Annotated in this window: 21 protein-coding genes and 4 pseudogenes; 14 read left to right on the top strand and 11 right to left on the bottom strand. The window is 32.0% G+C overall.

Going from position 1 to position 23417, the window contains the following annotated elements; all coding sequences use genetic code 11:
* The first annotated feature begins 24 nt into the window (after nucleotides 1-24).
* Nucleotides 25-465: a large conductance mechanosensitive channel protein MscL gene (gene mscL / locus AC0L5U_RS04825; protein WP_473414936.1), complete on the top strand. Its 441-nt coding sequence runs from the start codon at nucleotides 25-27 to the stop codon at nucleotides 463-465.
* A gap of 50 nt (nucleotides 466-515) precedes the next feature.
* Here mscL and AC0L5U_RS04820 read toward each other — a convergent pair whose 3' ends face one another.
* Entirely contained in the window at nucleotides 516-1172 is a 657-nt protein-coding gene (locus AC0L5U_RS04820) for an HAD family hydrolase (protein WP_473414935.1), read from the bottom strand.
* Nucleotides 1173-1366: 194 nt separating this feature from the next.
* Between AC0L5U_RS04820 and AC0L5U_RS04815 the strand changes: the two are divergent.
* The 3 genes and pseudogenes from AC0L5U_RS04815 to AC0L5U_RS04805 all read left to right on the top strand — a co-directional run bounded on the left by AC0L5U_RS04815 (nucleotide 1367) and on the right by AC0L5U_RS04805 (nucleotide 3563).
* Nucleotides 1367-2772: pseudogene (locus AC0L5U_RS04815) on the top strand (MATE family efflux transporter).
* A 6-nt stretch (nucleotides 2773-2778) separates the two neighbouring features.
* A complete protein-coding gene (locus tag AC0L5U_RS04810) occupies nucleotides 2779-3237 on the top strand; it encodes an ABC transporter substrate-binding protein (RefSeq protein ID WP_473414934.1) in 459 nt (152 codons plus the stop codon).
* Nucleotides 3238-3269: 32 nt separating this feature from the next.
* Nucleotides 3270-3563, top strand: a complete 294-nt coding sequence (locus tag AC0L5U_RS04805) for a helical backbone metal receptor (RefSeq protein WP_473414933.1) — start codon at nucleotides 3270-3272, stop codon at nucleotides 3561-3563.
* Nucleotides 3564-3809: 246 nt separating this feature from the next.
* Here the strand turns inward: AC0L5U_RS04805 and AC0L5U_RS04800 are convergent, their stop codons facing one another.
* Nucleotides 3810-4484, bottom strand: a complete 675-nt coding sequence (locus AC0L5U_RS04800) for a DUF4197 domain-containing protein (protein WP_473416169.1) — start codon at nucleotides 4482-4484, stop codon at nucleotides 3810-3812.
* A 454-nt stretch (nucleotides 4485-4938) separates the two neighbouring features.
* Between AC0L5U_RS04800 and AC0L5U_RS04795 the strand changes: the two genes are divergently transcribed.
* Together AC0L5U_RS04795 and AC0L5U_RS04790 are read left to right on the top strand one after the other, a co-directional pair.
* On the top strand, nucleotides 4939-6042 hold the full coding sequence (locus AC0L5U_RS04795) for a TlpA family protein disulfide reductase (protein ID WP_473414932.1): 1104 nt from the start codon (nucleotides 4939-4941) through the stop codon (nucleotides 6040-6042).
* A 115-nt stretch (nucleotides 6043-6157) separates the two neighbouring features.
* Nucleotides 6158-6898, top strand: a complete 741-nt coding sequence (locus AC0L5U_RS04790; protein ID WP_473414931.1) for a YqjF family protein — start codon at nucleotides 6158-6160, stop codon at nucleotides 6896-6898.
* 149 nt (nucleotides 6899-7047) lie between these two features.
* Here AC0L5U_RS04790 and AC0L5U_RS04785 read toward each other — a convergent pair whose 3' ends face one another.
* Together AC0L5U_RS04785 and purU are read right to left on the bottom strand one after the other, a co-directional pair.
* On the bottom strand, nucleotides 7048-8145 hold the full coding sequence (locus AC0L5U_RS04785; protein WP_473414930.1) for an OmpA family protein: 1098 nt from the start codon (nucleotides 8143-8145) through the stop codon (nucleotides 7048-7050).
* Nucleotides 8146-8289: 144 nt separating this feature from the next.
* The gene (purU, locus tag AC0L5U_RS04780; RefSeq protein ID WP_473414929.1) at nucleotides 8290-9144 is read right to left on the bottom strand and encodes a formyltetrahydrofolate deformylase; all 855 of its coding nucleotides are present in this window, start codon (nucleotides 9142-9144) and stop codon (nucleotides 8290-8292) included.
* A 146-nt stretch (nucleotides 9145-9290) separates the two neighbouring features.
* Between purU and AC0L5U_RS04775 the strand changes: the two genes are divergently transcribed.
* The 3 genes from AC0L5U_RS04775 (at nucleotide 9291) to AC0L5U_RS04765 (ending at nucleotide 13322) form a co-directional block, all read left to right on the top strand.
* Complete coding sequence (locus AC0L5U_RS04775) at nucleotides 9291-11519, top strand: methylmalonyl-CoA mutase family protein (protein WP_473414928.1); 2229 nt, start codon at nucleotides 9291-9293, stop codon at nucleotides 11517-11519.
* Between the two features lie 31 nt (nucleotides 11520-11550).
* On the top strand, nucleotides 11551-12726 hold the full coding sequence (locus tag AC0L5U_RS04770; RefSeq protein ID WP_473414927.1) for a methylmalonyl-CoA mutase family protein: 1176 nt from the start codon (nucleotides 11551-11553) through the stop codon (nucleotides 12724-12726).
* Between the two features lie 170 nt (nucleotides 12727-12896).
* Nucleotides 12897-13322, top strand: coding sequence for a hypothetical protein (locus AC0L5U_RS04765; RefSeq protein ID WP_473414926.1), 426 nt, complete (start codon nucleotides 12897-12899; stop codon nucleotides 13320-13322).
* Nucleotides 13323-13332: 10 nt separating this feature from the next.
* On the opposite strand, the gene AC0L5U_RS04760 is transcribed toward AC0L5U_RS04765, so the two are convergent.
* A complete protein-coding gene (locus tag AC0L5U_RS04760) occupies nucleotides 13333-13719 on the bottom strand; it encodes a hypothetical protein (RefSeq protein ID WP_473414925.1) in 387 nt (128 codons plus the stop codon).
* 122 nt (nucleotides 13720-13841) lie between these two features.
* On the opposite strand from AC0L5U_RS04760, the gene AC0L5U_RS04755 reads away from it, so the two are divergent.
* A complete protein-coding gene (locus AC0L5U_RS04755; protein ID WP_473414923.1) occupies nucleotides 13842-14285 on the top strand; it encodes an Lrp/AsnC family transcriptional regulator in 444 nt (147 codons plus the stop codon).
* A 29-nt stretch (nucleotides 14286-14314) separates the two neighbouring features.
* On the opposite strand, the pseudogene AC0L5U_RS04750 reads toward AC0L5U_RS04755, so the two are convergent.
* Nucleotides 14315-15279: pseudogene (locus AC0L5U_RS04750) on the bottom strand (YpdA family putative bacillithiol disulfide reductase).
* Nucleotides 15280-16490: pseudogene (locus AC0L5U_RS04745) on the bottom strand (MDR family MFS transporter). It abuts the pseudogene before it with no gap.
* Between the two features lie 449 nt (nucleotides 16491-16939).
* Between AC0L5U_RS04745 and AC0L5U_RS04740 the strand changes: the two are divergent.
* The 3 genes and pseudogenes from AC0L5U_RS04740 to AC0L5U_RS04730 form a co-directional block, all read left to right on the top strand.
* On the top strand, nucleotides 16940-17467 hold the full coding sequence (locus AC0L5U_RS04740; protein WP_473414921.1) for a DUF4252 domain-containing protein: 528 nt from the start codon (nucleotides 16940-16942) through the stop codon (nucleotides 17465-17467).
* Between the two features lie 172 nt (nucleotides 17468-17639).
* A complete protein-coding gene (locus tag AC0L5U_RS04735; protein ID WP_473414920.1) occupies nucleotides 17640-17804 on the top strand; it encodes a hypothetical protein in 165 nt (54 codons plus the stop codon).
* 29 nt (nucleotides 17805-17833) lie between these two features.
* Nucleotides 17834-18205, top strand: a pseudogene (locus tag AC0L5U_RS04730) (DUF1684 domain-containing protein); the annotation flags it as partial.
* A 139-nt stretch (nucleotides 18206-18344) separates the two neighbouring features.
* On the opposite strand, the gene AC0L5U_RS04725 reads toward AC0L5U_RS04730, so the two are convergent.
* From AC0L5U_RS04725 to AC0L5U_RS04715, 3 genes are all read right to left on the bottom strand, one after another.
* Nucleotides 18345-18740 (bottom strand): hypothetical protein, encoded by a 396-nt coding sequence (locus AC0L5U_RS04725; protein ID WP_473414919.1) that lies wholly within the window; start codon nucleotides 18738-18740, stop codon nucleotides 18345-18347.
* Between the two features lie 237 nt (nucleotides 18741-18977).
* Nucleotides 18978-19343 carry a fluoride efflux transporter CrcB gene (crcB, locus tag AC0L5U_RS04720; protein ID WP_473414918.1) on the bottom strand — a complete coding sequence of 122 codons (366 nt, stop codon included), beginning with the start codon at nucleotides 19341-19343 and terminating at the stop codon, nucleotides 18978-18980.
* A gap of 1 nt (nucleotide 19344) precedes the next feature.
* On the bottom strand, nucleotides 19345-20364 hold the full coding sequence (locus AC0L5U_RS04715; RefSeq protein ID WP_473414916.1) for an SRPBCC family protein: 1020 nt from the start codon (nucleotides 20362-20364) through the stop codon (nucleotides 19345-19347).
* 182 nt (nucleotides 20365-20546) lie between these two features.
* Here AC0L5U_RS04715 and AC0L5U_RS04710 point away from each other — a divergent pair, with 182 nt between their 5' ends.
* Nucleotides 20547-22580, top strand: a complete 2034-nt coding sequence (locus AC0L5U_RS04710) for a dipeptidyl-peptidase 3 family protein (protein WP_473414915.1) — start codon at nucleotides 20547-20549, stop codon at nucleotides 22578-22580.
* A gap of 464 nt (nucleotides 22581-23044) precedes the next feature.
* Here AC0L5U_RS04710 and AC0L5U_RS04705 read toward each other — a convergent pair whose 3' ends face one another.
* Complete coding sequence (locus tag AC0L5U_RS04705; protein ID WP_473414914.1) at nucleotides 23045-23362, bottom strand: response regulator transcription factor; 318 nt, start codon at nucleotides 23360-23362, stop codon at nucleotides 23045-23047.
* Between the last annotated feature and the right edge of the window lie 55 nt (nucleotides 23363-23417).

The following is a 23417-nucleotide window of genomic DNA, read 5'->3' as shown; positions in this document are numbered from 1 at the left end:
TTTGTAATTCTAAAATTAGAAATTATGAAATTATTTGAAGAGTTTAAAGAGTTTGCTGTAAAAGGAAATATGATGGATATGGCCATTGGTATTATTATTGGTGCTGCATTCAACAAGGTAATTGATGTTTTAGTTAAGAAAGTGATGTTACCGCCCCTATCGTTACTTACGGATGGTGTTAATTTTCAGAATAAAAAAATCATCTTAAAAGAAATCGTTAAAAATGCTGAAGGAACTATTATTACTGAAGAAGTAGCTATTGGTTATGGGGCTTTAGGAGAAGCGTTTATCGATTTCATGATTATAGGTTTTACAGTATTTATTGTTGTGAAATTTATGAATAAATTGAAGAAAAAAGCTCAAGATACAAAAGATGTGACTGTGGCTACTCCAAAAGATATCGAGTTATTAGATAAATTAACGCAGTTAATGGAAGAGCAAAATGCGTTATTAAAAGCGAAATAGAAGTATTATAAATATTCTTTTAGCGTAAATATAATTTGAAATAATAAATTTTAAAATTCTTTAGAGATTTCATCAAAGTAAATAGCTTTAAAATCACTTATTACTTTATCTGCTTTTGAATAATCTTGGTTTTTAGAATGAAAACTGTCATACCCTACACAATAAATTCCAGCAGATTTTGCAGCTTCAATACCGTTGGTTGAATCTTCTATTACGATACATTCGTTGCGATTAAAACCCGTTGCTTCAGCTGCTTTTTTAAATATCTCGGGATGTGGTTTTGATTGTTTTAAATCGGCACCACTTAGTTTTGCTGTAAAGTACTTATTTAAATCAAAACGATCAAATATCATGTTAATGCCAGCCATGGATGCAGAAGAGCCTAAAACCAGAGTTAATCCGTTACTGTGATAATTCTTTATTAAATCTAAAACACCATCAATTAAACCTAAATCAGAATCTGTATCAAAAAACTGTTTATAATGTTTTCGTTTTAAAGAAACTAAAGTTTCTGGTGCTTCATTTAAATTAAATTTATCACATAAACGCTTGCAAATGTTTAGTGTTGATTGTCCTGTGAATGATTCGTATAATGCTGCTGAAACTTCAATTCCAACTTCATCAAACATATCATGATATGCCTTATTATGCATAGGTTCACTATCTATAATAACCCCATCCATATCAAAAATAACAGCTTTTAGCATCTTAATTTTTTTGCGAAGATATGTTAAGAAGTGAGAAACACCTAGAAAAATTCATTTTGTAGTTTCAAATTAATTCAACATCTTTGTTACTTATGATTGTATAATTTGACTTCCGTACTTATCGAGGTTCTCTCGAAAAAAGCACTAATCATGTTTTTGATTAGTCATGTCTTATTTATAAAAAATATTCAGAAATGCAATCACAGAAAATCACTATAAAACAGTTTCTCAACTATTTAAAAATTGCCATTACAGGTAAGGAACAGGATTTTACTTCTGGCAGTATTCGGCGTGCCGTTTTTATGTTATCCATTCCTATGATTTTGGAAATGCTCATGGAATCTATATTCGCGCTTGTAGATATTATGTATGTATCACAAGTTAGTGTCAATGCCGTGGCAACTATAGGTTTAACAGAATCAGTAATCACTTTAGTATATGCTATAGCTATTGGTTTAAGTATGGCGGCAACAGCAATTGTAGCTAGACGAGCAGGAGAAAAAGACCTAAAAGGTGCATCAAATGCAGCAGTACAGGTTATATTTTTAGGCACATTTGTAGCCATAATTATTAGTGTGATAGGAACCCTGTATCCTAAAGAAATTTTAGGGCTTATGGGTGGCGAACCAGATTTAATTGCAGAAGGTTATGGCTATACAAAAGTACTTCTTGGTGGCAATATCACAATAATGCTACTGTTTTTAATCAATGCTATATTTAGAGGTGTTGGTAATGCTTCTGTTGCAATGTGGACCTTGGTATTGTCAAACGGACTTAATATAATTTTAGACCCAATTTTTATTTTTGGTTTTGGACCTGTTCCAGCTTTTGGAGTAGAAGGAGCCGCAATTGCAACTACAATTGGTAGAGGAACAGCAGTATTGTTTCAACTGGGAATTCTATTTTTTGGTTTTAGTAAAATCAAAATAGGCATTAGAGATTTAGTCTTGAGAGTAGGCGTAATGTTAAACCTAATAAAAGTGTCATTAGGAGGAATTGGTCAGTTTTTAATTGGAACATCTTCATGGGTTTTTTTAATGAGAATTATGAGCGAGTTTGGAAGTGAAGTTCTTGCAGGTTATACCATTGCCATTAGAGTTATGATGTTTACCTTAATGCCAGCATGGGGAATGAGCAATGCAGCAGCTACTTTGGTTGGACAAAACCTAGGTGCTAAAAAACCAGACCGTGCAGAACAATCCGTTTGGAAAACAGGGAAGTATTGTGCAATATTTATGGGTATAGTTTCCATAGTATATCTTGTTTTTGCACCACAAATCATCGTTTTATTTAATGACACTCCAAATGTTGTTAAGTATGGCGGTTTATGTTTACGAGTTCTTGCTGCTGGTTATGTGTTTTATGCGTATGGCATGGTGGTCATCAATGCATTTAATGGTGCCGGAGATACTAAAACCCCAACATATATAAACTTTTTTGTTTTTGGATTCTGCAATTACCTTTTGCGTATGTTATGGCTATTACTCTGGATTTTGGGCCTTCGGGAGTATTTTGGGCAGTTACTTTAGCAGAAATATTCATTGCTGTTATTGCTATAATTTGGTTTAAAAGAGGAAATTGGAAAAGTGTTGAAGTTTAAAACGAAATGTTAAAAATCACAGATCAATTAAATAGAAGAATTCAATTTGAAAGTCATCCAAAACGGATTGTTTCTTTGGTACCTAGTCAAACAGAGTTATTATGTGATTTGGGTTTAGAAAATCATCTTGTTGGAGTAACAAAGTTTTGTGTGCATCCTAATCATATAAAGGCTAAAGTTACAGTAGTTGGAGGTACAAAACAAATTCATATTGATAAGATAAGAGCGCTGCAACCAGATATTATTCTTTGTAATAAAGAAGAAAATACTAGAGAAATTGTTGAAGCTTGTGAGTTGGTTTGTCAAGTACACTTAACAGATATTTTTACTTTAGAAGATAGTTTGGATGTTATAAAACAATATGGAATTCTATTCAATAAAAACGATGAAGCTTTTAAATTGATTTCTAAAATTAAAAATGAAGTTGAAGATTTTAGAGCTTTTATAAAGAATAAAAAAGTATAAGAACAGCATACTTTATTTGGAAGAACCCATGGATGGTAGTTGGTAACACCACATTTATCAATCACTTATTAAATTTAAATAAGTTTGAAAATTATTTTAGTAATACAGAAAGGTATCCTGAGATAGAATTAAAAGCCAATGATGATATAGAATTAGTTTTATTATCTAGTGAGCCATTTCCGTTTAAAGAAGTGCATAAAAAGGAGCTACAAAAATTTTATCCAAAAGCAAAAATACTTTTAGTGGATGGAGAGTTCTTTTCTTGGTATGGTTCAAGACTAACGAAAGCCTTTAGTTATTTTAAAAGGCTCCGTTTAAATCTTTAGAAAATTCTACTTTGTTAATATCATCAACAAAATTTGAAATTCTTTTTTCTAGTTTTTTTAGACTAATTGTGGGACTTGTATTGGCTTTAATTTTACCAACTCTACAGAAATGGGTGTTCATAATGTTCTTGTTTTAAGTTAAATACGAGAATTTATGAGGATTAGATGTTTTGTAAAAGTTAAAGAAATGCTAAATAAAAAAACCGAATAATCTCTTATTCGGTTTTTCATTTTTAAATATTTTATTTAATCCTGAAGCGCAAAAACCTTTTTTAACAAATCGGTTGTTCGAGAACCTATTTTGGTTCTAATTTCTTTTTCTTCAACCGCAATCATAGTGTAAACTCCTTTTAGTGCTTCAGTAGTTACATAATCTGTTAAATCTGGATTCACATCTTTTGTAAAAGGTAGCGTATTGTACTTGTTGATTAAGTTATTCCAAATATCATCTGCACCAACTTTACTAAAAGAATTTTTAATAACTGGATTAAATTTTGAGTATAAAGCAGTATTTGTTTTTGAAGTTAAATATTGAGTAGCAGCATCGTTATTACCTAATAAAATGTTTTTGGCATCAGCAAAGGTAATGCCTTTAACAGCATCTATAAAAATGGGAGTAGCTTCTTTAACAGCATCTTCAGCAGCACGATTAAGAACCTTTAACCCTTCGTCGGCTAATTTACTTAAACCTATATCTCTTAATGCTTTATCTACTTTTCGAAGTTCTTCGGGTAGTAAAATTTTAACTAGTTCATTTTTATAAAAACCATCTTCTTGGGTAAGTTTGGTAACTTGTTTGTCAATTCCTAAATCTAAGGCTTGTCTCAAACCAGAAGCAATTTCTAAATTTGAAATTGGACCACCTTGAGGTAATTGATCAATAACACCTTGTAATTCTGCACATGCAGTAATATTAAAAATAAAAAAATGAAAAGAATTTTGCGTATCATGATATGGGGTTTTATTTGTCAAATATAAGTCTATAATAGATAAAAAAATAAGACACCCAATAAAATTGAGTGTCTTTTTATATGGAAATCAGATTAATCCCTCAATTAATTTGATTTAGTCATTTTGTTATAAGACACATAATAATTTGATCGGTCACATTTCAAAAAAATAATGCATCAAATTTCAAGTATTTTCACTTAGTACCATTTGTTATTTGGAATTATAGTAAAGAAAACGATGATTTTTTCTTTATTTGAGTTATAAAAAATAAAGCATAGCCTTAGTTACGTTTTGTTTTTTTAATGAAGAAGAAAGAAAAAAAGGGCATTTTATTATGGTAATTTCGAATGATAAATGGTATAAATACTATTTTAGCACAATAGTTGTTATATTTAACTAGAAATCATTCGGATAAAAGATAAAAATGAAAATCAATAAGCTCTCAATAGGTATTTTATTTTGTTTGTTCCCAGCGTTATTTTTTGGACAAATACAAATTTCAGAAAATATTCAAAAATCAGAAATAGCAATAAACTCAAATAATGCGTTATATTTTGTAGATTTTTGGGCAACTTGGTGCGGGCCTTGTATTCATGTTTCTAAATATTTAACATCATTGCAGAGACAATACCCAGATAACTTCTATATAGTTTCTTTAAGTCAGGAAAATCCGGATTTAGTAAAACGATTTATGACAAAACATCCGTTAGATTTAGCGGTTGCTATTGATTACGATGGAGAAACGTTTTCAAAATATAATATTAGCAGTCTCCCTTATGGAATTTTGTTTAATGCCAATGGTCAAAAGTTATGGGAAGGTCATCCAGCAGAATTTAAAAATTACCATCTTGAAGGCTATTTAAGTACAAATAAGAAAACTGTGGCTGTTGATGATATGCTTAAACTAAAATCTTATGAGCCAGTAATAGCTGTTAAAGAAGTACCCATAAAAAAAGATTTTGAGATAAGTGAACTTAATGAACCTCTTTTCAGTTTACAAGTTATTAAAAAACAAGACTTTTTAGAATTAGCAGGGAGTTTACAAGATATTATTGCGTATTTAAATAGTGTTTATAGAAATCAGGTAAATGTAGAATCTGATATTAATAATCACTATCGTGTGCGTTTTAAGAACGATACTAAAGCATCAAAACACAAAGCTAAAACTATTCTCAAGGCTTTGAAATTTCATGAAAAAAGTAATTTAGTAAACGGAGAGGTTTTGTTTTTAGATATTGATGCGGCTCAATTTTGGGATATATATCAAATAGATTGGGGAAATGACACACCTAATTTTTTAATAGGGGATACCGATATAAAAGCAGATAACGTATCGCTTAATGAAGTAAGTTATCAATTAGCTAATTTATTAGAGATGCCAATTATAACTAGTAACTTTAAAATGGCTGATGAACTTCATGATTGGGAAATTCATTATAAGTATTTTGATTTGATGTCTTCGATATTAAGTGACACTTATGGTGTTAAGATTGAAAAAAAGTTGTTGATTATCCAAATTATACTATAACAAAGAAGAAACGTTAAGAGTATTTATTTTACGTTACGCTTAGATATATCTTTAGTAATACTAATTCAATGTTTGATATTTAATAAGAACTTATAACTAGTAGTCAATTTGAGAAATGACAATCCAAGAAATATTAAATACTACAGCACACAGACCTTGGAAAATCCCAAAGGAAAATTGGAAATTTTATCAAGAGTGGAATAATGTAATATTTCTTCATTGGCAAGTGGAATTATCCGAATTGAAAAAATTTATCCCAAAGGAACTTGAAATTGACCTTTTTGACGGTAAACCTTGGATTTCGGTAGTTGCTTTTACTATGGAAAGGATAAGACCGAAAAACTTACCTGCATTCCCGCCGATTTCGGATTTTGATGAAATTAATATCCGAACTTATATAAAATCTAATAACAAAACGGGAGTGTATTTTTTGAGCATTGAAGGAGGAAAAAGTTTGTCTTGTAAAGTTGCGAAAGGAATGTCTGAACTTCCATATAGGTTTTCAAAAATTAAACGGACTGAAAATCAATACGAATCCAATAACTCGGAATTTAATGACAAATTAAATATTCAGTTTGAGATTGGAAAAGAAATTACTGAGAAAACGGAATTGGAAAAATGGTTAACCGAAAGATATGCTCTTTTTCAAGACACAGAAAAATCGATTAACGAATTTGAAATCCACCATTTGGAATGGCCAATTAATAAAATTGAATTGAAAAATTTAGAATTTAATTATCCAAAATTTGGTAAACTAATTAAAAACGAACCAAACAAAATTCAATACTCAAACGGAGTAAAAGTTATTGCTTGGGGAAAGAATATAAAAGAAAAAACTGACTGCAACACTCTATAAAATTAATTACTAGCGAAAGCATCTTACGATAAATCTTGCGTATTTACTATTCGGTTTGTAGTTGCCTAAAAACAATGTTACAACAAAAAAAAGACACCCTTAAAAGGTGTCTTTTTCGTTATTTGTATAGTAAAACTACTAACTAAATCTTAGTTATTAATAACTCTAAACTCAGTTCTTCTGTTCTTTTGGTGTTGTCCTTCTGAACATTCAACGCCATTTGAACAACGGTTTACTAATCTTGATTCTCCGTAACCTTTACCAGATAATCTACTTCTAGAAATACCTTTAGATACTAAATAGTTTACAACAGAATTAGCACGTTGTTGTGATAAAGACATATTGAAATCATCATTACCTCTAGAATCTGTATGAGACATTAATTCGATGCTTACAGGCTTGCTGTTTAACAATGGTAATAACGTTTCATCAATAATTTTCTTAGAAGCTGGAGTAATACGAGCGCTACCTAGTTCATAGAATATTGGTAAAACGTTAGCGTTTAATAACCCACAATCTACTTCTTCCCAAGTTGTAAGACCACCTTTTTTAGCCAATACTGTTCTAGTTACAGTTTTGCTTTTTGAAGGTACTGTTACGCTTCTTGTTGAAGCAGGAGTAGCAATAACTTGCTTTTTAATTGTAGAATACTCAGCAGGAATTTCAACTTCATCCATTCTTGCAGGAGTTTTAATCACACGTTTTTTGTAAGTTGTGCTTACTTCAGGAACTGGAGAACTACTAGTTGTAGCATCGTTTGCTAAAGTTGTAAAACTTACATCTCTAAATTGAGCAGGATACTCTACAAAACATGCTACCATACAATCCTCTTTGTTAGGAGAGTCACAAGCAGTTTCTCTGTATTCCCAACCAGAAGTTTTAGGATACGTTTCAAAAGTTCTAGAGTTCGATCCAAATGTTGCAGGATTAACATTTAAGTCTGATCTTCCTTCTTTTTTAACATAAGGAACTTGAATAGTTTCGTATGTAGCTGGTACATAAACGAATTTTTTCGAAGCTTCTTTAATTAATACACGCTCTTCAACTGTGCGGTAAGTGGCAGGTACTACTTCAAGTCTAGTGTATGCTGGGTAAACTTCAATAGTTTCTTCAACAGTTTTAAACTCATCTTTAGTAATACATTTTACATAACATTTACCTGGATCAGGATTTGCAGGTAAGTTTTGTGCTTGGGACATTCCGAAACCTAATAAAAAAGTTAGGCATAAAATAAAATTTGATTTCATAAAAATTAAGAAATTAGTTAATGGTGTTTTTATTATTTAATTTTGAGACACAAAGTAATGAATTAAGTCACAATTAACATTTGTTTATGCCAAAAAAATTAACATTTGTTTACAATAAAAACATAATTAACTGATAATCAGTAGTTATGAGAAGATAACTGTTTTGTTATTAAAGACCATTACTTTACGTTCTGAATGCAATTTAATAGCATTGGCCAGTACAATCTTTTCTAAATCTCGACCTTTAGCAATTAAATCAGATATGGAATGTGCATGTGTTACTCGTGTAACATCTTGCTCAATGATTGGCCCCGCATCCAATTCTTCAGTAACATAATGACTCGTAGAACCTATAATTTTAACACCTCTTTTATATGCTGAATGGTAAGGTTTTGCACCAACAAATGCTGGTAAGAAGGAGTGGTGTATGTTAATTATCTTATTAGGGTATTTGTCAATTAGTTTACTAGATACAATTTGCATGTATCTGGCAAGTACTATAAAATCGATTTTATGCTCTTGGAGTAACTCCAACTGCTTGTCTTCCGCTTGTTGTTTGGTATCTTTTGTAACGGGAATATGGTAGAACGGAATTTTAAAATTATCAGCAATAGGTTTTAAATCTAAATGATTGCTTATGATGAAAGGAATTTCCAAGTTTAGTTCTCCAGAATTATAACGCCCCAGTATATCATATAAACAATGGTCATATTTAGAAATAAATAATGCCATTTTTGGTTTCTTCTCAGAAGAATAAATACGCCATTTCATATCAAATGTATTTGCTAAATCGTTTTCAAAAGAAGTTTTAAAACTATTTGTAGCAAATGTTTCAGCATCAAATTCACTTTCCAATCGCATAAAAAAGATATTTTGCTCTCTATCTACATGCTGATCTATATAAACAATATTACCACCATTGTTTGCTATAAAATTAGTTACAGATGCAATAATGTTTGGTCTGTCTTTACAATGTATTAAAATAGTAATCTTATTCATGAGTTTCTCTTGTACTAAGACATCAAATTTAAATTAAAATCATTTAGTAATGCACCCTATAATTAGTTTTGAATAATTTATTATGAATTGATTATTATTTTGAATTATTCGTAAATTGCATCACATAAAATCTAATTTTTTTCAGAATGAATCAACCTTTCACTTATAAGCCTAAGTATAAAGTTAGAATTGTAACAGCAGCATCACTTTTTGATGGACATGATGCGTCTATTAATATAATGCGTCGTATTATACAGGCAACAGGTGTAGAAGTAATTCATTTAGGGCATGATAGAAGTGTTGAAGAAGTTGTAAATACTGCTATTCAAGAAGATGTAAATGCTATTTGTTTAACCTCTTACCAAGGTGGGCATAATGAGTATTTTAAATATATGTATGACCTCTTGAAAGAAAGAGGTTCTGAACATATTAAGATTTTTGGAGGTGGAGGCGGTGTTATTTTACCCTCTGAAATCAAAGATTTAATGGATTATGGTATTTCTCGAATTTATTCGCCAGATGATGGTCGAGAGATGGGTTTGCAAGGGATGATTAATGATTTAGTTGAGCAATCTGATTTTGCAATTGGAGATAAGTTGAATATTCAAGTAAATAATCTAAAAGATAAAAAACCAGAAGCTATTGCAAGAGTTATTTCATCTGCTGAAAATTTTCATGAAATAGCAAAAGATACTTTAGATAAAATTCACACCAAAAATGAAAATTCAAAAACTCCAGTTCTAGGAATTACTGGTACAGGAGGTGCAGGGAAATCTAGTTTAGTTGATGAGTTGGTAAGACGCTTTTTAATTGATTTCCCAATGAAAACAGTTGGGATTATTTCTGTTGATCCTTCAAAACGTAAAACTGGTGGTGCTTTATTAGGTGATAGAATTAGAATGAATTCCATAAATAACTCTAGGGTTTACATGCGAAGTTTGGCAACACGTCAATCTAATTTAGCATTATCCAAACATGTTAATGAAGCTGTTGAAGTTTTAAAAGCTGCAGAATACGATTTAATTATTTTGGAGACTTCTGGAATTGGGCAATCTGATACTGAAATTATTGAACATTCAGATGTTTCTTTATATGTTATGACTTCTGAGTTTGGTGCAGCAACACAACTTGAAAAGATTGATATGCTAGATTTTGCTGATTTAGTTGCCATAAACAAGTTTGATAAAAGAGGTGCTCTGGATGCATTACGTGATGTAAAAAAGCAATATATGCGTAATAATAATCTTTGGGATGTTGCCCAAGAAGACTTACCAGTTTTTGGGACGATTGCTTCTCAATTTAATGACCCTGGAATGAATACGCTATACAAAGCGGTTATGGATAAGCTGGTTGAAAAAGCAGATTCAGATTTGAATTCTACTTTTGCTATTTCAAATGAAATGAGTGAAAAGATTTTTGTGATTCCGCCTTCTAGAACGCGATATTTATCTGAGATTGCTGAAAATAATCGTGCTTATGATAAAAAAGCTTCAGAACAGGCAGAAGTGTCTCAAAAGCTTTATGGCATCTATAAGACTATTTGTTCTGTTGCTGTCATTTCGAACGATAGTGAGAAATCTCATTTGAGTAAGTCTGGAATTGATTCTGATGAAATCATAAAGCAAGTTCAGGACGATAATAAAGATTTTATAAAACTATTAATTTCAGAATTTGATAGAGTAAAGCTCGATTTAGATCCGTACAATTGGGAAGTAATTACAAGCTGGGATGAAAAAGTTAATAAATACCAGAACCCTATTTACACTTTTAAAGTAAGAGATAAAGAAATTAAAATAGAAACTCAAACAGAATCTTTATCACATACTCAAATTCCTAAGGTAGCACTTCCAAAATATCAAGCTTGGGGAGATATTCTAAGATGGTGTTTACAAGAGAATGTTCCTGGGGAATTTCCATTCTCATCAGGTTTATATCCATTTAAAAGAACCGGAGAAGATCCTGCGAGAATGTTTGCAGGTGAGGGTGGACCAGAACGCACAAACAAGCGTTTTCATTACGTAAGCGCAGGTTTGCCAGCAAAACGTTTATCTACTGCTTTTGATAGTGTTACACTTTATGGAAACGATCCAGATTATCGACCAGATATTTACGGAAAAATTGGTAATGCAGGAGTATCAATTTGTTGTTTAGATGATGCAAAAAAACTGTATTCTGGTTTTAATCTTGCAGATGTTATGACCTCTGTAAGCATGACTATTAATGGACCAGCACCTATGTTGTTGGGTTTCTTCATGAATGCAGCCATAGATCAACAATGCGAAATCTACATTAGAGAAAAAGGTTTAGAAAAAGAAGTAGAAGCCAAAATAGCTAAAATTTATAACCAAAAAGAGCGTCCAAAATACGAGTGGTGATTTACCAGAAGGGAATAATGGCTTAGGGTTAATGCTTTTAGGTGTTACAGGAAATCAAGTGTTACCAGAAGCTATTTATCTAGATATCAAAACAAAAACTATTGCTCAAGTTAGAGGAACAGTTCAAGCAGATATTTTAAAAGAAGATCAGGCACAAAACACATGTATTTTTTCAACGGAGTTTGCATTGCGGTTAATGGGAGATGTGCAAGAGTATTTTATAGATAATAATGTTCGTAATTTTTATTCGGTGTCTATTTCTGGTTATCATATTGCAGAAGCTGGTGCGAATCCAATTACGCAGTTAGCCTTAACCTTATCAAATGGATTCACATATGTAGAATACTATTTGAGTAGAGGCATGGACATCAATAAGTTCGGTCCAAATTTATCGTTCTTCTTTTCAAACGGAATCGATCCAGAATATGCTGTTATAGGTCGTGTTGCTCGTAAAATTTGGGCCAAAGCGATGAAACATAAATATGGAGCTAACGCCAGAGCGCAAATGCTGAAGTATCATATTCAAACTTCAGGTAGAAGTTTGCATGCTCAAGAAATTGATTTTAATGATATTCGTACCACACTTCAAGCATTATATGCTATTTATGATAATTGTAATTCGCTTCACACCAATGCTTACGATGAGGCTATAACAACCCCTACCGAAGAATCTGTACGTCGTGCCATGGCTATTCAGTTGATTATAAACAAAGAATTAGGGTTGGCTAAAAATGAAAACCCTATTCAAGGATCATTTATTATTGAAGAGTTAACTGATTTAGTTGAAGAAGCTGTTTTATTAGAGTTTGATAGAATTACTGAACGAGGAGGTGTTTTAGGCGCTATGGAAACTATGTATCAGCGTTCTAAAATCCAAGAAGAGAGTTTGTATTATGAAACATTGAAGCACAATGGGAAATTCCCAATTATTGGTGTTAATACCTTTTTAAGCAGTAAAGGGTCTCCAACAGTTTTACCTGCGGAAGTGATTCGAGCTACGGAAGAAGAAAAAGAATTTCAAATCAAGACTTTAGAAAATCTTCATAAAGCAAATGATACTTCAATATTATTAAAAGACTTGCAGAAAAAAGCGGTAGAAAATGAAAATATTTTTGAAGCTTTAATGGAAGTTTGTAAAGTATGCTCTTTAGGACAAATAACTAAAGCATTGTTTGAAGTAGGAGGGCAGTATCGTAGAAACATGTAAGCAGAGCACCAAGTTTTTGAAAAAAACTTGTGTGAATCGCTTATCCCGAGTTTTCTCGGGATCTAAATAAACTAGTTCTATCAATGAAAGCAAACTTAATCACATTGATAAAGTTTATTACGCAACCATTTTGCAATTTGTTCATCTTAATAAAAACAAACTTTCAAATTATGAGAACTTATTTATTCATTTTTACTTTACTAATTTTAGAGAGTTGTTCATCAGATGATGGTAAACCAACCGATGAAACAGGACTAATAGGAAAATGGAAACTCATAGAACAACTAGCAGATCCAGGAGATGGTAGTGGAACGTTTCAACCTATCTCTAGTAATCGGGTTATTGAATTTTTTAGTGATGGCACTATAAGTATTAATGGCGTATTGTGTTTTATGTCTAGTGAAGTAGGAGATAAGGAAACAGGAACTTATAAACTCATCACAGATTCTGATACACAAAATGATGGAGAAATTATCCCTAACACATGTAGTTCTCGTTCTGCACGAGTATATTTTGATTTACCCGTAAGTGGAAACTTAATACTTTGGTATCAATGTATAGAAGGGTGTGCTCAAAAATTTGAAAAAGTAAACTAAAATTATAAAGTCAACATCCAGTTATGTTGCAACTTTTTGAATTTTTTAACTCACGTCTTAAAACAGGTAGAAAGTCTTTGCCATTACTGTTACTTTTTTCTAAACGATAAGAATTTTTATATAAAGTATTTGTAAGACGTCTGAGAGAAGCAAGATGTCTATGCTTTCTTTCTGAATAACGCTCACGTTCTGCATTAGCAATTTCAGGAGCTAAAGAAACTGAATGTTGAACTATATCTCCAGAGAAATAAATGTTATTGTCCTCAGAACCATCATCTTGTAATGGTGCTAAGTCTTCATTTAAGTACAATGAAATATTTTGAGACAAGGCAAATATCTCAATTGCTTTTTTATAAATCGGTAATTCCGATAGATTTACTGGGGTATTGTGTGACATGACTATTTTTTCTTAGCAACAGTACCAAAATTAGTCACAAGAATTGACATTCAACTTTAATAATTAAAGTAAATTAGTATATTTGCTTTAATTATTATGTTTTTATTATCAAAAGACCTTAAATGAATATAGATCAACTTAATACAAAGATTTTAAAGTGTTTACAACAAAACGCGAGGCAATCTAATGCTGAAATTGGCAGGCAAGTTGGGATAAGTTCTCCAGCGGTATCAGAGCGTATAAAAAAAATGGAAGATTTAGGTATTATTGAAGGCTACAAAGCACTAGTTTCTCCTTTTGAAATAGGGTATCAATTAAAAGCAATTATAACATTACGCGCTTTTATGGGGAAATTAAAACCTTTTTTAGAAAAAGTAAAAACCTTTGATGAGGTGGTAAATTGCTACCGGATTACTGGCGATGAAAATATTGTAATGGAAGTGGTTTTAAAAAATCAAAAGCACTTAGAAGCTTTTATTGATAATTTAATTATTTATGGAGAATCTAAGACTCAAATTGTTTTATCTCGTGTTATAAAACAAAAGGAAATTATTCCTATAAAGTAATTCTAAGGTTTTAAGTGTAGTAGTCTTAATCAAAAAATTAGGGATCTTTCTATATGATTTGCTATATGTTTCGCATGAATTCTACTATTTTCAATAAACCATTTATGGGTTTCCATACCGCCACAAATTACACCAGCTAAATAAACCCCTTCTACATTACTTTCCATAGTTTCAGAATTATATTGCGGAAGCTTTTTTTCATCATTAGATAATGTAATTCCTATTTGATGTAATAAGTCAAAATTTGGTTTGTAGCCTGTAAGTGCAACTACAAAATCATTAGGAATTGTTTTTAAACCACTAGGAGATTTAAAAGTTAGCGTATCTTCTTTTATTTCGGTTATTTCAGAATTAAAATATGCAGTAATGCTGCCTTCTTCAATACGATTTATAATATCTGGTCGTACCCAGTATTTTACGCGCTTACCAATTTCTTTATCACGAATAATCATAGTTACATGTCCACCTTTCCTATAAATTTCTAATGCAGCATCAACTGATGAATTACTTGCACCAACTACTGCAATATCTTGCATAGCATATGGGTGGGCTTCTTTGTAATAATGGGTAACTTTAGGTAAATCCTCCCCAGAAACATTCAATAAATTAGGAATATCATAAAACCCCGTAGCCAAAATAATTTTCTTGGTTTTATAATCAGATTTGTTGGTTGAAACCTTAAAATGTTCTCCAACACTCGTTAAATTTTCAACCGTTTCAAATAAATTAATATGTATTTGGTTTGAAGTTGCAACACGTCTATAATATTCCAAAGCTTCATCTCTATTAGGTTTCGAATTATTACTAATAAATGGAATAGCATCAATCTCCAACTTTTCAGAAGTAGAGAAAAACGTCATGTTCTTTGGGTAATTAAAAGGGAGTTGGTTAAGGCTCCCTTTTCTATAATTAAATAATTCCAGTTTCGTTTTTTACATTCTAAAGCGCAAGCAATACCGATAGGGCCTCCGCCAATTATAATAACATCTTTCATTTATACCAACTCTTTTTTACTACTCAAATAGTGTTTTAAAATGAACACTAAAAATACACAAATACCACCTATTCCTGTAATGATATACCAAGTATTATCATAACCTAAATGCGCAACCATTTCCATTCCAGCCTTGTGACTAAAAATGTGCGACATAGAAAAAGCAATGGAATACAACGCCATATATTCGCCTTGGTTCCCCTTTTTGCACGGTCATAAGCAAATGCATTAGAAAAAGGAAACGCTATCATTTCTCCAATAGTCATTAATAACATGCCAATAACTAAAACTCCAGTCCAACTCGTTAAATTCAATACTAAAAAACTTAAATCCGTTAAAAACCCACCAAATAGAATCAATGAAATTTTAGACCATCTGCTGTTTTCTAACCAAGTAATTAATGGCATTTCTAGTAAAAAAATCAGAAAACCATTCATACCTAAAAGCAAACCAATATCAAACGGATTTAAAGCATGTCTATCTCTGTAATACAAAGGCATTGTTGAGAAATATTGCAAAAATATAAACCCAAATAAAAACATAGCAAACAAAAATATAATGAATGCTTTATCGCCATAAGCAGATTCTGGTAATGCTACTTTAACATCATCTTGAACTCTAGATTTTTTAGGATGCAACACTAAAATCAATAAAACTGTAGCCAATAAACACGTAATGCCATCTACCCAAAATAAACCGCTGTAACCAATAGATGTAATAATTAAACCACCAACTGCAGGACCCGCTGAAAAACCTAAATTTATAGCAAGCCTAATAAGCGTAACACTTCGGGTTTTGTTTTCTGGTTTGCTATAAGCACTTAACGCAACAAACATAGCTGGACGAAACATATCTGCCACCAACATTACCAAAAATATCCCTAAACAGATAGATGCAAATGTGTTTAGAAATTGCAAACCAATAAACAAAATTCCAGTACTTACCAAACTCCTTACCATTACTTTGTAGTATCCAATTTTGTCGGTTAATTTTCCACCCAACCACGAACCAATAACAGAACCTAATCCAAAACATGCCATAATAGTACCCACATTACTTACCGTAAAGCCTAAATCCTCAGTTAAATACAATGATAAAAACGGAATAACCATGGTGCCAGCCCTATTAATCAACGTGATTAATGCAAGCCACCATACTTCTTGAGATAAGCCTTTAAAAGTGTTTAGGTAATTGTGGTAAAGTGTTTTCATCTGGTAATTCTTATTTCTTAGAGGATACATGGTGCATTCATGATTTTTTTCGCTGGCATTAACTTTTAGCTTATGAATGGTTTATGAGTTCTAATTTTTTCTAATGTTTTTGTCATTCTTGCTGATGCAAGAATCTGATGTGTTCAATGTTTTGAGTTCCCGTTTGTGCTAAAGCGACCCTAAGTTTTTTGTTAATCGATGTCATAATCATTTTTTTAAATTTTAAAGTTTAGACCAAAAAAAAGTCCGACTAAGAAGTCGGACTGTTCAATATTGTAATATTCATAAAAACATCAGCACAATATATAACCAGCCCAACAACTTGTCTTTAAACAAGAGGTCCATTGCTTTCTATAAATAGTGACGTTATTACGCATTTTTATTTCTTTTAGAGTTCAAATCTAGGTAAAATATATTTAACTTGCAGTTTACAACTATAATTATTTAAAATGAAGAAATTAGTTTTAGTAATAACACTCTGCTTTTTTATCACATCTTGCGGCAGCAGTTTTCAATCATTTTTTAATAATCATAAAGCCGATTTAGGAACCACATCTTTCCAAGTTCCTAATTTCATGAAAGCCGTACTCAGTAACATTTCTCCCCAAGTAAAACATGCCATAGGTAATATTTCAGATTTTAAATACATCAAGTTTAAAAACGTAAATGCACTAAAACGGCAAAGTTTAATTACAGAAATGAATGCCGTAACAAAAACCAATTATATTGATGTTTTTCGAAAAAACGAATTAGAAAACACCAAAATAATATCCGTAAAAGAAGCAGGCGTAATAGTTACAGATGCTATCATTTTTATAAGTAAAGGCACAGATATTTCGGCGTTTTATTTACAAGGAAATTTCGATCCAGATAAAATCAAATCCTTTGCTGACGAGAATACCTTTAATGCCTTTTCCACAGATTTATTACAGAATTATCAAACCAATATCAATCCATCATTCAATCCAGAAAACTAATGCATAAATTATTTGGGCGTTACCTCCGCAAAAGCTACGGTCGGGCTTTCCGTTTCAAGTCCTCGCACCTCCTACGTCGGGCTGTGGGCTTTACTCTGCAATCCCTAACGCGAGAAAATCAGCAAACAATTACCAAAACATTATTGTCAGTATTGCTTGTAATGGTTATAGTATGCACAAGTTGTGCACAAAAAAACGACCATTAAAAGGAGAAACAGCATTTCAAAAAGAATTAAATGCCGAATATAAAGATGCATCCACATCGCCATTAAAAACCAAGGATAGGAAGAAATTTAAAGGTTTGGATTTTTTAAGTTTGATTCTACCTATGTTGTAAAAGCAACATTAAAACACAATCCAGATTCAGAATGGTTTAACATGAAAACCACAACCGAACGTGTCTCTAAAGAGCGCATATATGGCGTATTGCATTTTGAATTAAAAGGCAAACCATACCAATTAAACATTTACCAAGGCAAAGATTTAATGACCAAAGAAGGCTTTGAAGATTATCTCTTTTTACCTTTTTTAGACCAAACAAACGGACTGGAAAGTTATGGTGGAGGCCGTTACATTGATGCTAGAATTCCAGAAGGCGATACCCTAATTTTAGATTTTAACAAAGCCTACAACCCATATTGCGCTTATAATGATAAATATTCTTGCCCAATTGTACCAAGAGTAAATTATTTAAAAACTAGGGTGGAAGCTGGGGTTATGAAGTTTAAGAAGAGGTAGTTCGTTTAACGGTTCGGCTAAGGTTCGTTGCTGTGATTCGTCCGAAGGACAATCCAGCCGAACCTAAAGATAACTTTTTGCGCGTGATTTCCGTTTAGGAAATCCGCAAGCAATGAATTTTAGGTTTTGTTGGCAATAGTTATTTATCCGTAATGTATGGTTTAGCCACCTCCGCAATCATATTAATCCATTCCACTAGAGCGTGGTTATTATCCATTAGTCTCTCATTTCTAAGATACGTTTTGAATTCCGTTCTGTTAATTTCTAATTTAACTAAATAGCCATAGCTGTGACTAACGGACAATCTAGGTTTTGAAATAGGGCTTGAGATATTTTTTATATTTTCAAAATAATAGTCAAGCATCGTTGAAAACTCCGGGCATTCTTTCGAATCAAATTCTTTTACTCCATTCTTTTTAGCATTTTTTATCGCCTTAACAAAGCTTTTCCCTTGCTCCGTCCAAAAAAACAGTTTAGTTGCATCAGGTCCTCGTCCATTGTCAAACAGATAGAAAGCCTGCATTATCGTATCCACTTTTTTCGAGAAAGCTCAGATTCAAATTCCGCAGCAACTTTGTCCATTTTGAAGGTATACTTTGGTTTTTCCCTTTGTCCATGTGAAACAAGAGAAAGCCCCATAAATAGAGTGAAAATCAAATTTTGCAAATTGTTCTTCATAATTATTGCCAATTGTTCAGCGGATATGAAATCGTTTTAATGTTTTATATCCGACGTTAAACGAAGTTAGCTGATTTTTTTACAAAATCAAGTCTTACTTCACAAAATAAATCCCAGCAAAAACAGCCAAAAATCCAATAACAAAACTCGCAATAGTATAAATTGCAAAACTCATAAAATCACCAGATTTTAAAAACACATGGTTTTCATAAGCAAACGTAGAAAAGGTTGTAAAACCACCACAAAAACCAGTAGCTAATAATAAAGTTTGATTTTGAGAAAGCGCATCATTTTTTGCAGCCAATCCTAAAATAACACCAATTAATAAACTCCCTAAAATGTTGGCAGCAAATGTACCATAAGGAATTCCTGTTTCGGGGCTATTTAAATATTTACCAATAATGTAACGCAATACGCTACCAGCGCCACCACCTAAAAAAACTAATAAAAGTTGTTTCATATTATTTTAAGGCAATGTAAATTTCGGTAGTCCAATCTGCTGGGTTTGGATGTTCCATCGGGTCGTTAGTATAGGCTTCTAATGCAGGTCCGTTTTCATCTGTAATTAAACCATTTTTTTCAATGTGCTTCATAGTTGTTTCCCATGCTTCTTTTAAATTGCTATAGTTGCCCTTAAGTGTTGTTTTTATAGCTTTAAAAGATTGTAATTGCCCTGTTAATATATCGGGCTCATTAGAAGTTACTTTATCAATTGTTGGCACACAACACGAAAACATAACAGTATTATTTTCCTCATCCCATTTATGATAATAATTAAAAGGCGCTCCAGCCATTTTAATATTGTTCTTCATGGCGTATTCCCCCAACTTCGGCATCATTTGTTGAATATGCTTTGGCATATCAGGAATTTTACAAGACACCGTATTATAAATATAGAAACCACCACCATGCTCTGTAACTCCATTTACAGTAACACTATATTTTTTCATACTGGCTACTAAAATACTATCTAGTTTTTCCAGACTGCGTTCGTAATGTGGGCCAATTTGTTTTTCCATGCCTCCCATCAAAACTGAAAAAAACTTAAAGCCAAATGGTAAATCCTTACCAGAAATAGTCCAAGTAGCCTTTGTTGTGCCATCTTCATTAGGTTTTAAATCCCATGTAACATCAGACTTTGGAAAATCTGCAAACTGCATCTCTTGTGTAATAGAGGTATTTGGTATAGCCGCAGTAGTTTTCATGGTGCCAATACCATCTTCATCTTCCCATTGGTAAGATCCGCCAACACCATTGGTTTGCTCTGCAAGTGTAATTTTCATATCAGGATCTTCATCTGCCCAAGACGACCACGATTCCCAATTTTTATAGTCAATCACATTATTATACACAACAGGAGTGGGTGCATTTAAGGTTTTTGTACGCGTTACTTCAAATGAGTTAGGCTGCACCGCAATGTAAATGGCAAGACCTATTATGGCAATAAGCAAGAGAAAGAAAATATACTTTAACGCTTTCATAATTTGTTGTTTAGTTTGTGTAAAACAAATATAAACATTTTTAATTTTCGATTAATAAATTGTTACATTTGTTACTGTGAAATTGAATTTTCAATAACTAAAAATTGAAATTTCACGATAATCAATAATCAAAAAGCGTTAATTCTCTAATTTCTGATAATAAATTAAATTCTAAAAAACTTATGAAACTAAAATATTTATGCCTTTTTATGGTTGCGGTAACCCTGTTATCCTGTGGAAATGATACATCCGCAACAAAAACTGAGACTACCTCAACAAAAACATCTAAAAGTTTTGACTATAATGTGGAGTCGTTTGCGGATATTAAAGTGCTACGTTATCAAATTCCTGGTTGGGAAAAATTAACTTTAAAAGAGCAAAAACTAGTGTATTATTTGGTTCAGGCTGGGTTGTCTGGGCGCGATATTATGTGGGATCAAAATTACCGTCATAACCTAACAATTAGAAAAGCTTTAGAAAACATTTACACGAATTACAAAGGCGATAAAACTTCAGATAATTGGAACGCTTTTGAAACTTATTTAAAGAGAGTGTGGTTCAGTAACGGGATTCATCATCATTATTCAAATGATAAAATAAAACCAGAATTCACTTCTGATTATTTAGCTGAATTATTAAAGCAGACGAATACTACTTTAGAAGGCGAAGCTTTTGCGGTTATTTTTAATGATAAAGATTCTAAAAAAGTAAACCAAGCGAAAGGTGTTGATAATGTAGGACTTTCGGCAGTTAATTTTTACGGACCAAATGTTACAAATGCTGATGTTGAAGCGTATTACAAAGCCAAAAAATCGCCAAACCCTGAAAAACCTTTGTCGTATGGTTTAAACTCTCAATTGGTTAAAGAAAATGGTGTTTTAAAAGAGCGTGTTTACAAATCAGGCGGATTATACGGCGCTGCTATTGATGAAATTACCAAGTGGTTAGAACTAGCAAAAGGTGTTGCTGAAAACGAAGCTCAAGGAAATGCTCTAGGTTTACTGATTGATTATTATAAAACAGGAGACTTACAGACATGGGATGACTATAATGTTGCGTGGACTGCTGCTACTGAGGGAAATATCGATTATATCAATAGTTTTATTGAAGTATATAACGACCCATTGGGCTACAGAGGTTCTTATGAAACTATAGTTCAGATAAACGATTTTGATATGTCTCAAAAGATGAAAGTAATATCAGATAACGCACAATGGTATGAAGATAATTCGCCATTAATGGACGCTCACAAAAAGAAAAATGTTGTTGGTGTTACTTATAAAGTTGTAAACGTAGCAGGAGAGGCAGGAGATGCATCTCCAAGTACTCCAATTGGTGTAAACTTACCAAATGCAAATTGGATTCGTGCAGCAGTTGGTAGTAAATCGGTTTCACTAGGAAATATTACGAATGCTTATAATAATGCTGGAAGTTCAGGGCGCTTAAAAGAATTTGTACATGATGATGAAGAGTATGAATTAGAAGAAAAATATGGACAACAAGCAGATAAATTACATACTGCATTGCACGAAGTGATTGGGCATGCCTCTGGACAATTAAATCCGGGAGTAGGAGAGACCAAAGAAACTTTAAAGAATTATGCCTCTACTTTAGAAGAAGGGCGTGCAGATTTGGTAGGCTTGTATTATTTATACGATTCTAAATTACAAGAACTAGGATTAGTTGACGATTGGAAAAAAATAGGAATGGCAGCTTATGATGGTTATATTAGAAACGGTTTAATGATGCAATTAATTCGTTTAAATTTAGGCGATAATGTAGAAGAAGCACATATGAGAAACAGGCAATGGGTTTCTGCTTGGGTTTTTGAAAAAGGGCAAAAGGATAACGTTATTGAAAAAGTAACTAGAGATGGTAAAACCTATTTCAACATTAACGACTATGATAAATTACATGAACTTTTTGGTCAGTTATTAAGAGAAACGCAACGTATAAAGTCTGAAGGTGATTATGCTGCTGTAGAGGCTTTAGTTGAAGGTTATGGCGTAAAAGTAAATCAAGCAATTCATGCCGAAGTTTTAGAACGAAACAAGCAATTTACATCGGCCCCGTATAGTGGTTTTGTAAATCCTGTTTTGGTTGCTGATAATGAGTATGGAGAAATTACCAAGATAAAAGTAGAACAACCAAAATCTTTTTCTGAACAGATGTTGAATTATAGTAAACAATACAATTTTTTACCAGAAGTAAATTAGATAATTTTAGAGTTGACAAATTTAGAAACAGAATCTTAAATCAAGGTTCTGTTTTTTTGTTTGTACTGAATACTAAAAGAATTCCATTGATAAGCAGCAATACTGTGATGATTAAAACAATTTTCATGTTATTAGTTTTTGAATGGTTGTATACTAGTACATCTCATTTACTACCAAAATGTCATCACAAAAATAATTTAAGGTTCTGTTTTTCCGTTTGAACTAAAAGCTAAGAAAATTAGATTGACTACTATAAGTAAGCTAATTATTAGAAATATTTTCATTTTAGTAGTGTTTAGTTATTAATAAGATGCACATTTTCAAAAAGGTTGCGTAATACACACTTTATATTTATATAACAGGTTAGGTTCAGTTTTTCCTAATTATAGATTAGTAATATTAATCAGGTCTGCTTAGATTATGTAATATGGCAAATTCAATGAGTTTGCCTTTACCTACTAAATTTAATTTTTTCTTATGTTTTTTCTATGTGTCTCTATAGTTGATAGGCTTAGATTGAATTCTTCGGCTATTTTAGAAGAATTGTTACCATGACCAATAAGTCTTAGAATTTGCAATTCTCTTTTTGTGAGTCTATCAATTCTATGTTCATTTATGGTATCCAAAGTAGATAAAAAGAAAATTAGTGATTCTACAGTTTTCGTATGGACTGTGATAGATTTTGTGGCGTTCAGGACTTTTAAAATACCATCTTTAGATAGTACAATTCCATCGTTTTTTAGACTATTTATAGTTTTAATAATTTCTTTGTGGGCTATCATAAGTATTGCTAATGTTTCTATAAATCTAGATGAAATATGAGCATAAAAAAATCCC

The sequence above is a fragment of the Jejuia sp. G7-7 genome (genome assembly GCF_055808955.1).
Note: the sequence above shows the minus strand (reverse complement) of the source record. Positions and strands in the feature narration are given on the sequence as shown.

Coding starts and splice junctions, on each gene's coding strand:
- mscL (WP_473414936.1), top strand. CDS start 25: ATGAAATTATTTGAAGAGTTTAAAGAGTTTGCTGTAAAAGGAAATATG.
- AC0L5U_RS04820 (WP_473414935.1), bottom strand. CDS start 1,172: ATGCTAAAAGCTGTTATTTTTGATATGGATGGGGTTATTATAGATAGT.
- AC0L5U_RS04810 (WP_473414934.1), top strand. CDS start 2,779: ATGTTAAAAATCACAGATCAATTAAATAGAAGAATTCAATTTGAAAGT.
- AC0L5U_RS04805 (WP_473414933.1), top strand. CDS start 3,270: ATGGTAGTTGGTAACACCACATTTATCAATCACTTATTAAATTTAAAT.
- AC0L5U_RS04795 (WP_473414932.1), top strand. CDS start 4,939: ATGAAAATCAATAAGCTCTCAATAGGTATTTTATTTTGTTTGTTCCCA.
- AC0L5U_RS04790 (WP_473414931.1), top strand. CDS start 6,158: ATGACAATCCAAGAAATATTAAATACTACAGCACACAGACCTTGGAAA.
- AC0L5U_RS04785 (WP_473414930.1), bottom strand. CDS start 8,145: ATGAAATCAAATTTTATTTTATGCCTAACTTTTTTATTAGGTTTCGGA.
- purU (WP_473414929.1), bottom strand. CDS start 9,144: ATGAATAAGATTACTATTTTAATACATTGTAAAGACAGACCAAACATT.
- AC0L5U_RS04775 (WP_473414928.1), top strand. CDS start 9,291: ATGAATCAACCTTTCACTTATAAGCCTAAGTATAAAGTTAGAATTGTA.
- AC0L5U_RS04770 (WP_473414927.1), top strand. CDS start 11,551: ATGCTTTTAGGTGTTACAGGAAATCAAGTGTTACCAGAAGCTATTTAT.
- AC0L5U_RS04765 (WP_473414926.1), top strand. CDS start 12,897: ATGAGAACTTATTTATTCATTTTTACTTTACTAATTTTAGAGAGTTGT.
- AC0L5U_RS04760 (WP_473414925.1), bottom strand. CDS start 13,719: ATGTCACACAATACCCCAGTAAATCTATCGGAATTACCGATTTATAAA.
- AC0L5U_RS04755 (WP_473414923.1), top strand. CDS start 13,842: ATGAATATAGATCAACTTAATACAAAGATTTTAAAGTGTTTACAACAA.
- AC0L5U_RS04740 (WP_473414921.1), top strand. CDS start 16,940: ATGAAGAAATTAGTTTTAGTAATAACACTCTGCTTTTTTATCACATCT.
- AC0L5U_RS04735 (WP_473414920.1), top strand. CDS start 17,640: ATGCACAAGTTGTGCACAAAAAAACGACCATTAAAAGGAGAAACAGCA.
- crcB (WP_473414918.1), bottom strand. CDS start 19,343: ATGAAACAACTTTTATTAGTTTTTTTAGGTGGTGGCGCTGGTAGCGTA.
- AC0L5U_RS04715 (WP_473414916.1), bottom strand. CDS start 20,364: ATGAAAGCGTTAAAGTATATTTTCTTTCTCTTGCTTATTGCCATAATA.
- AC0L5U_RS04710 (WP_473414915.1), top strand. CDS start 20,547: ATGAAACTAAAATATTTATGCCTTTTTATGGTTGCGGTAACCCTGTTA.
- AC0L5U_RS04705 (WP_473414914.1), bottom strand. CDS start 23,362: ATGATAGCCCACAAAGAAATTATTAAAACTATAAATAGTCTAAAAAAC.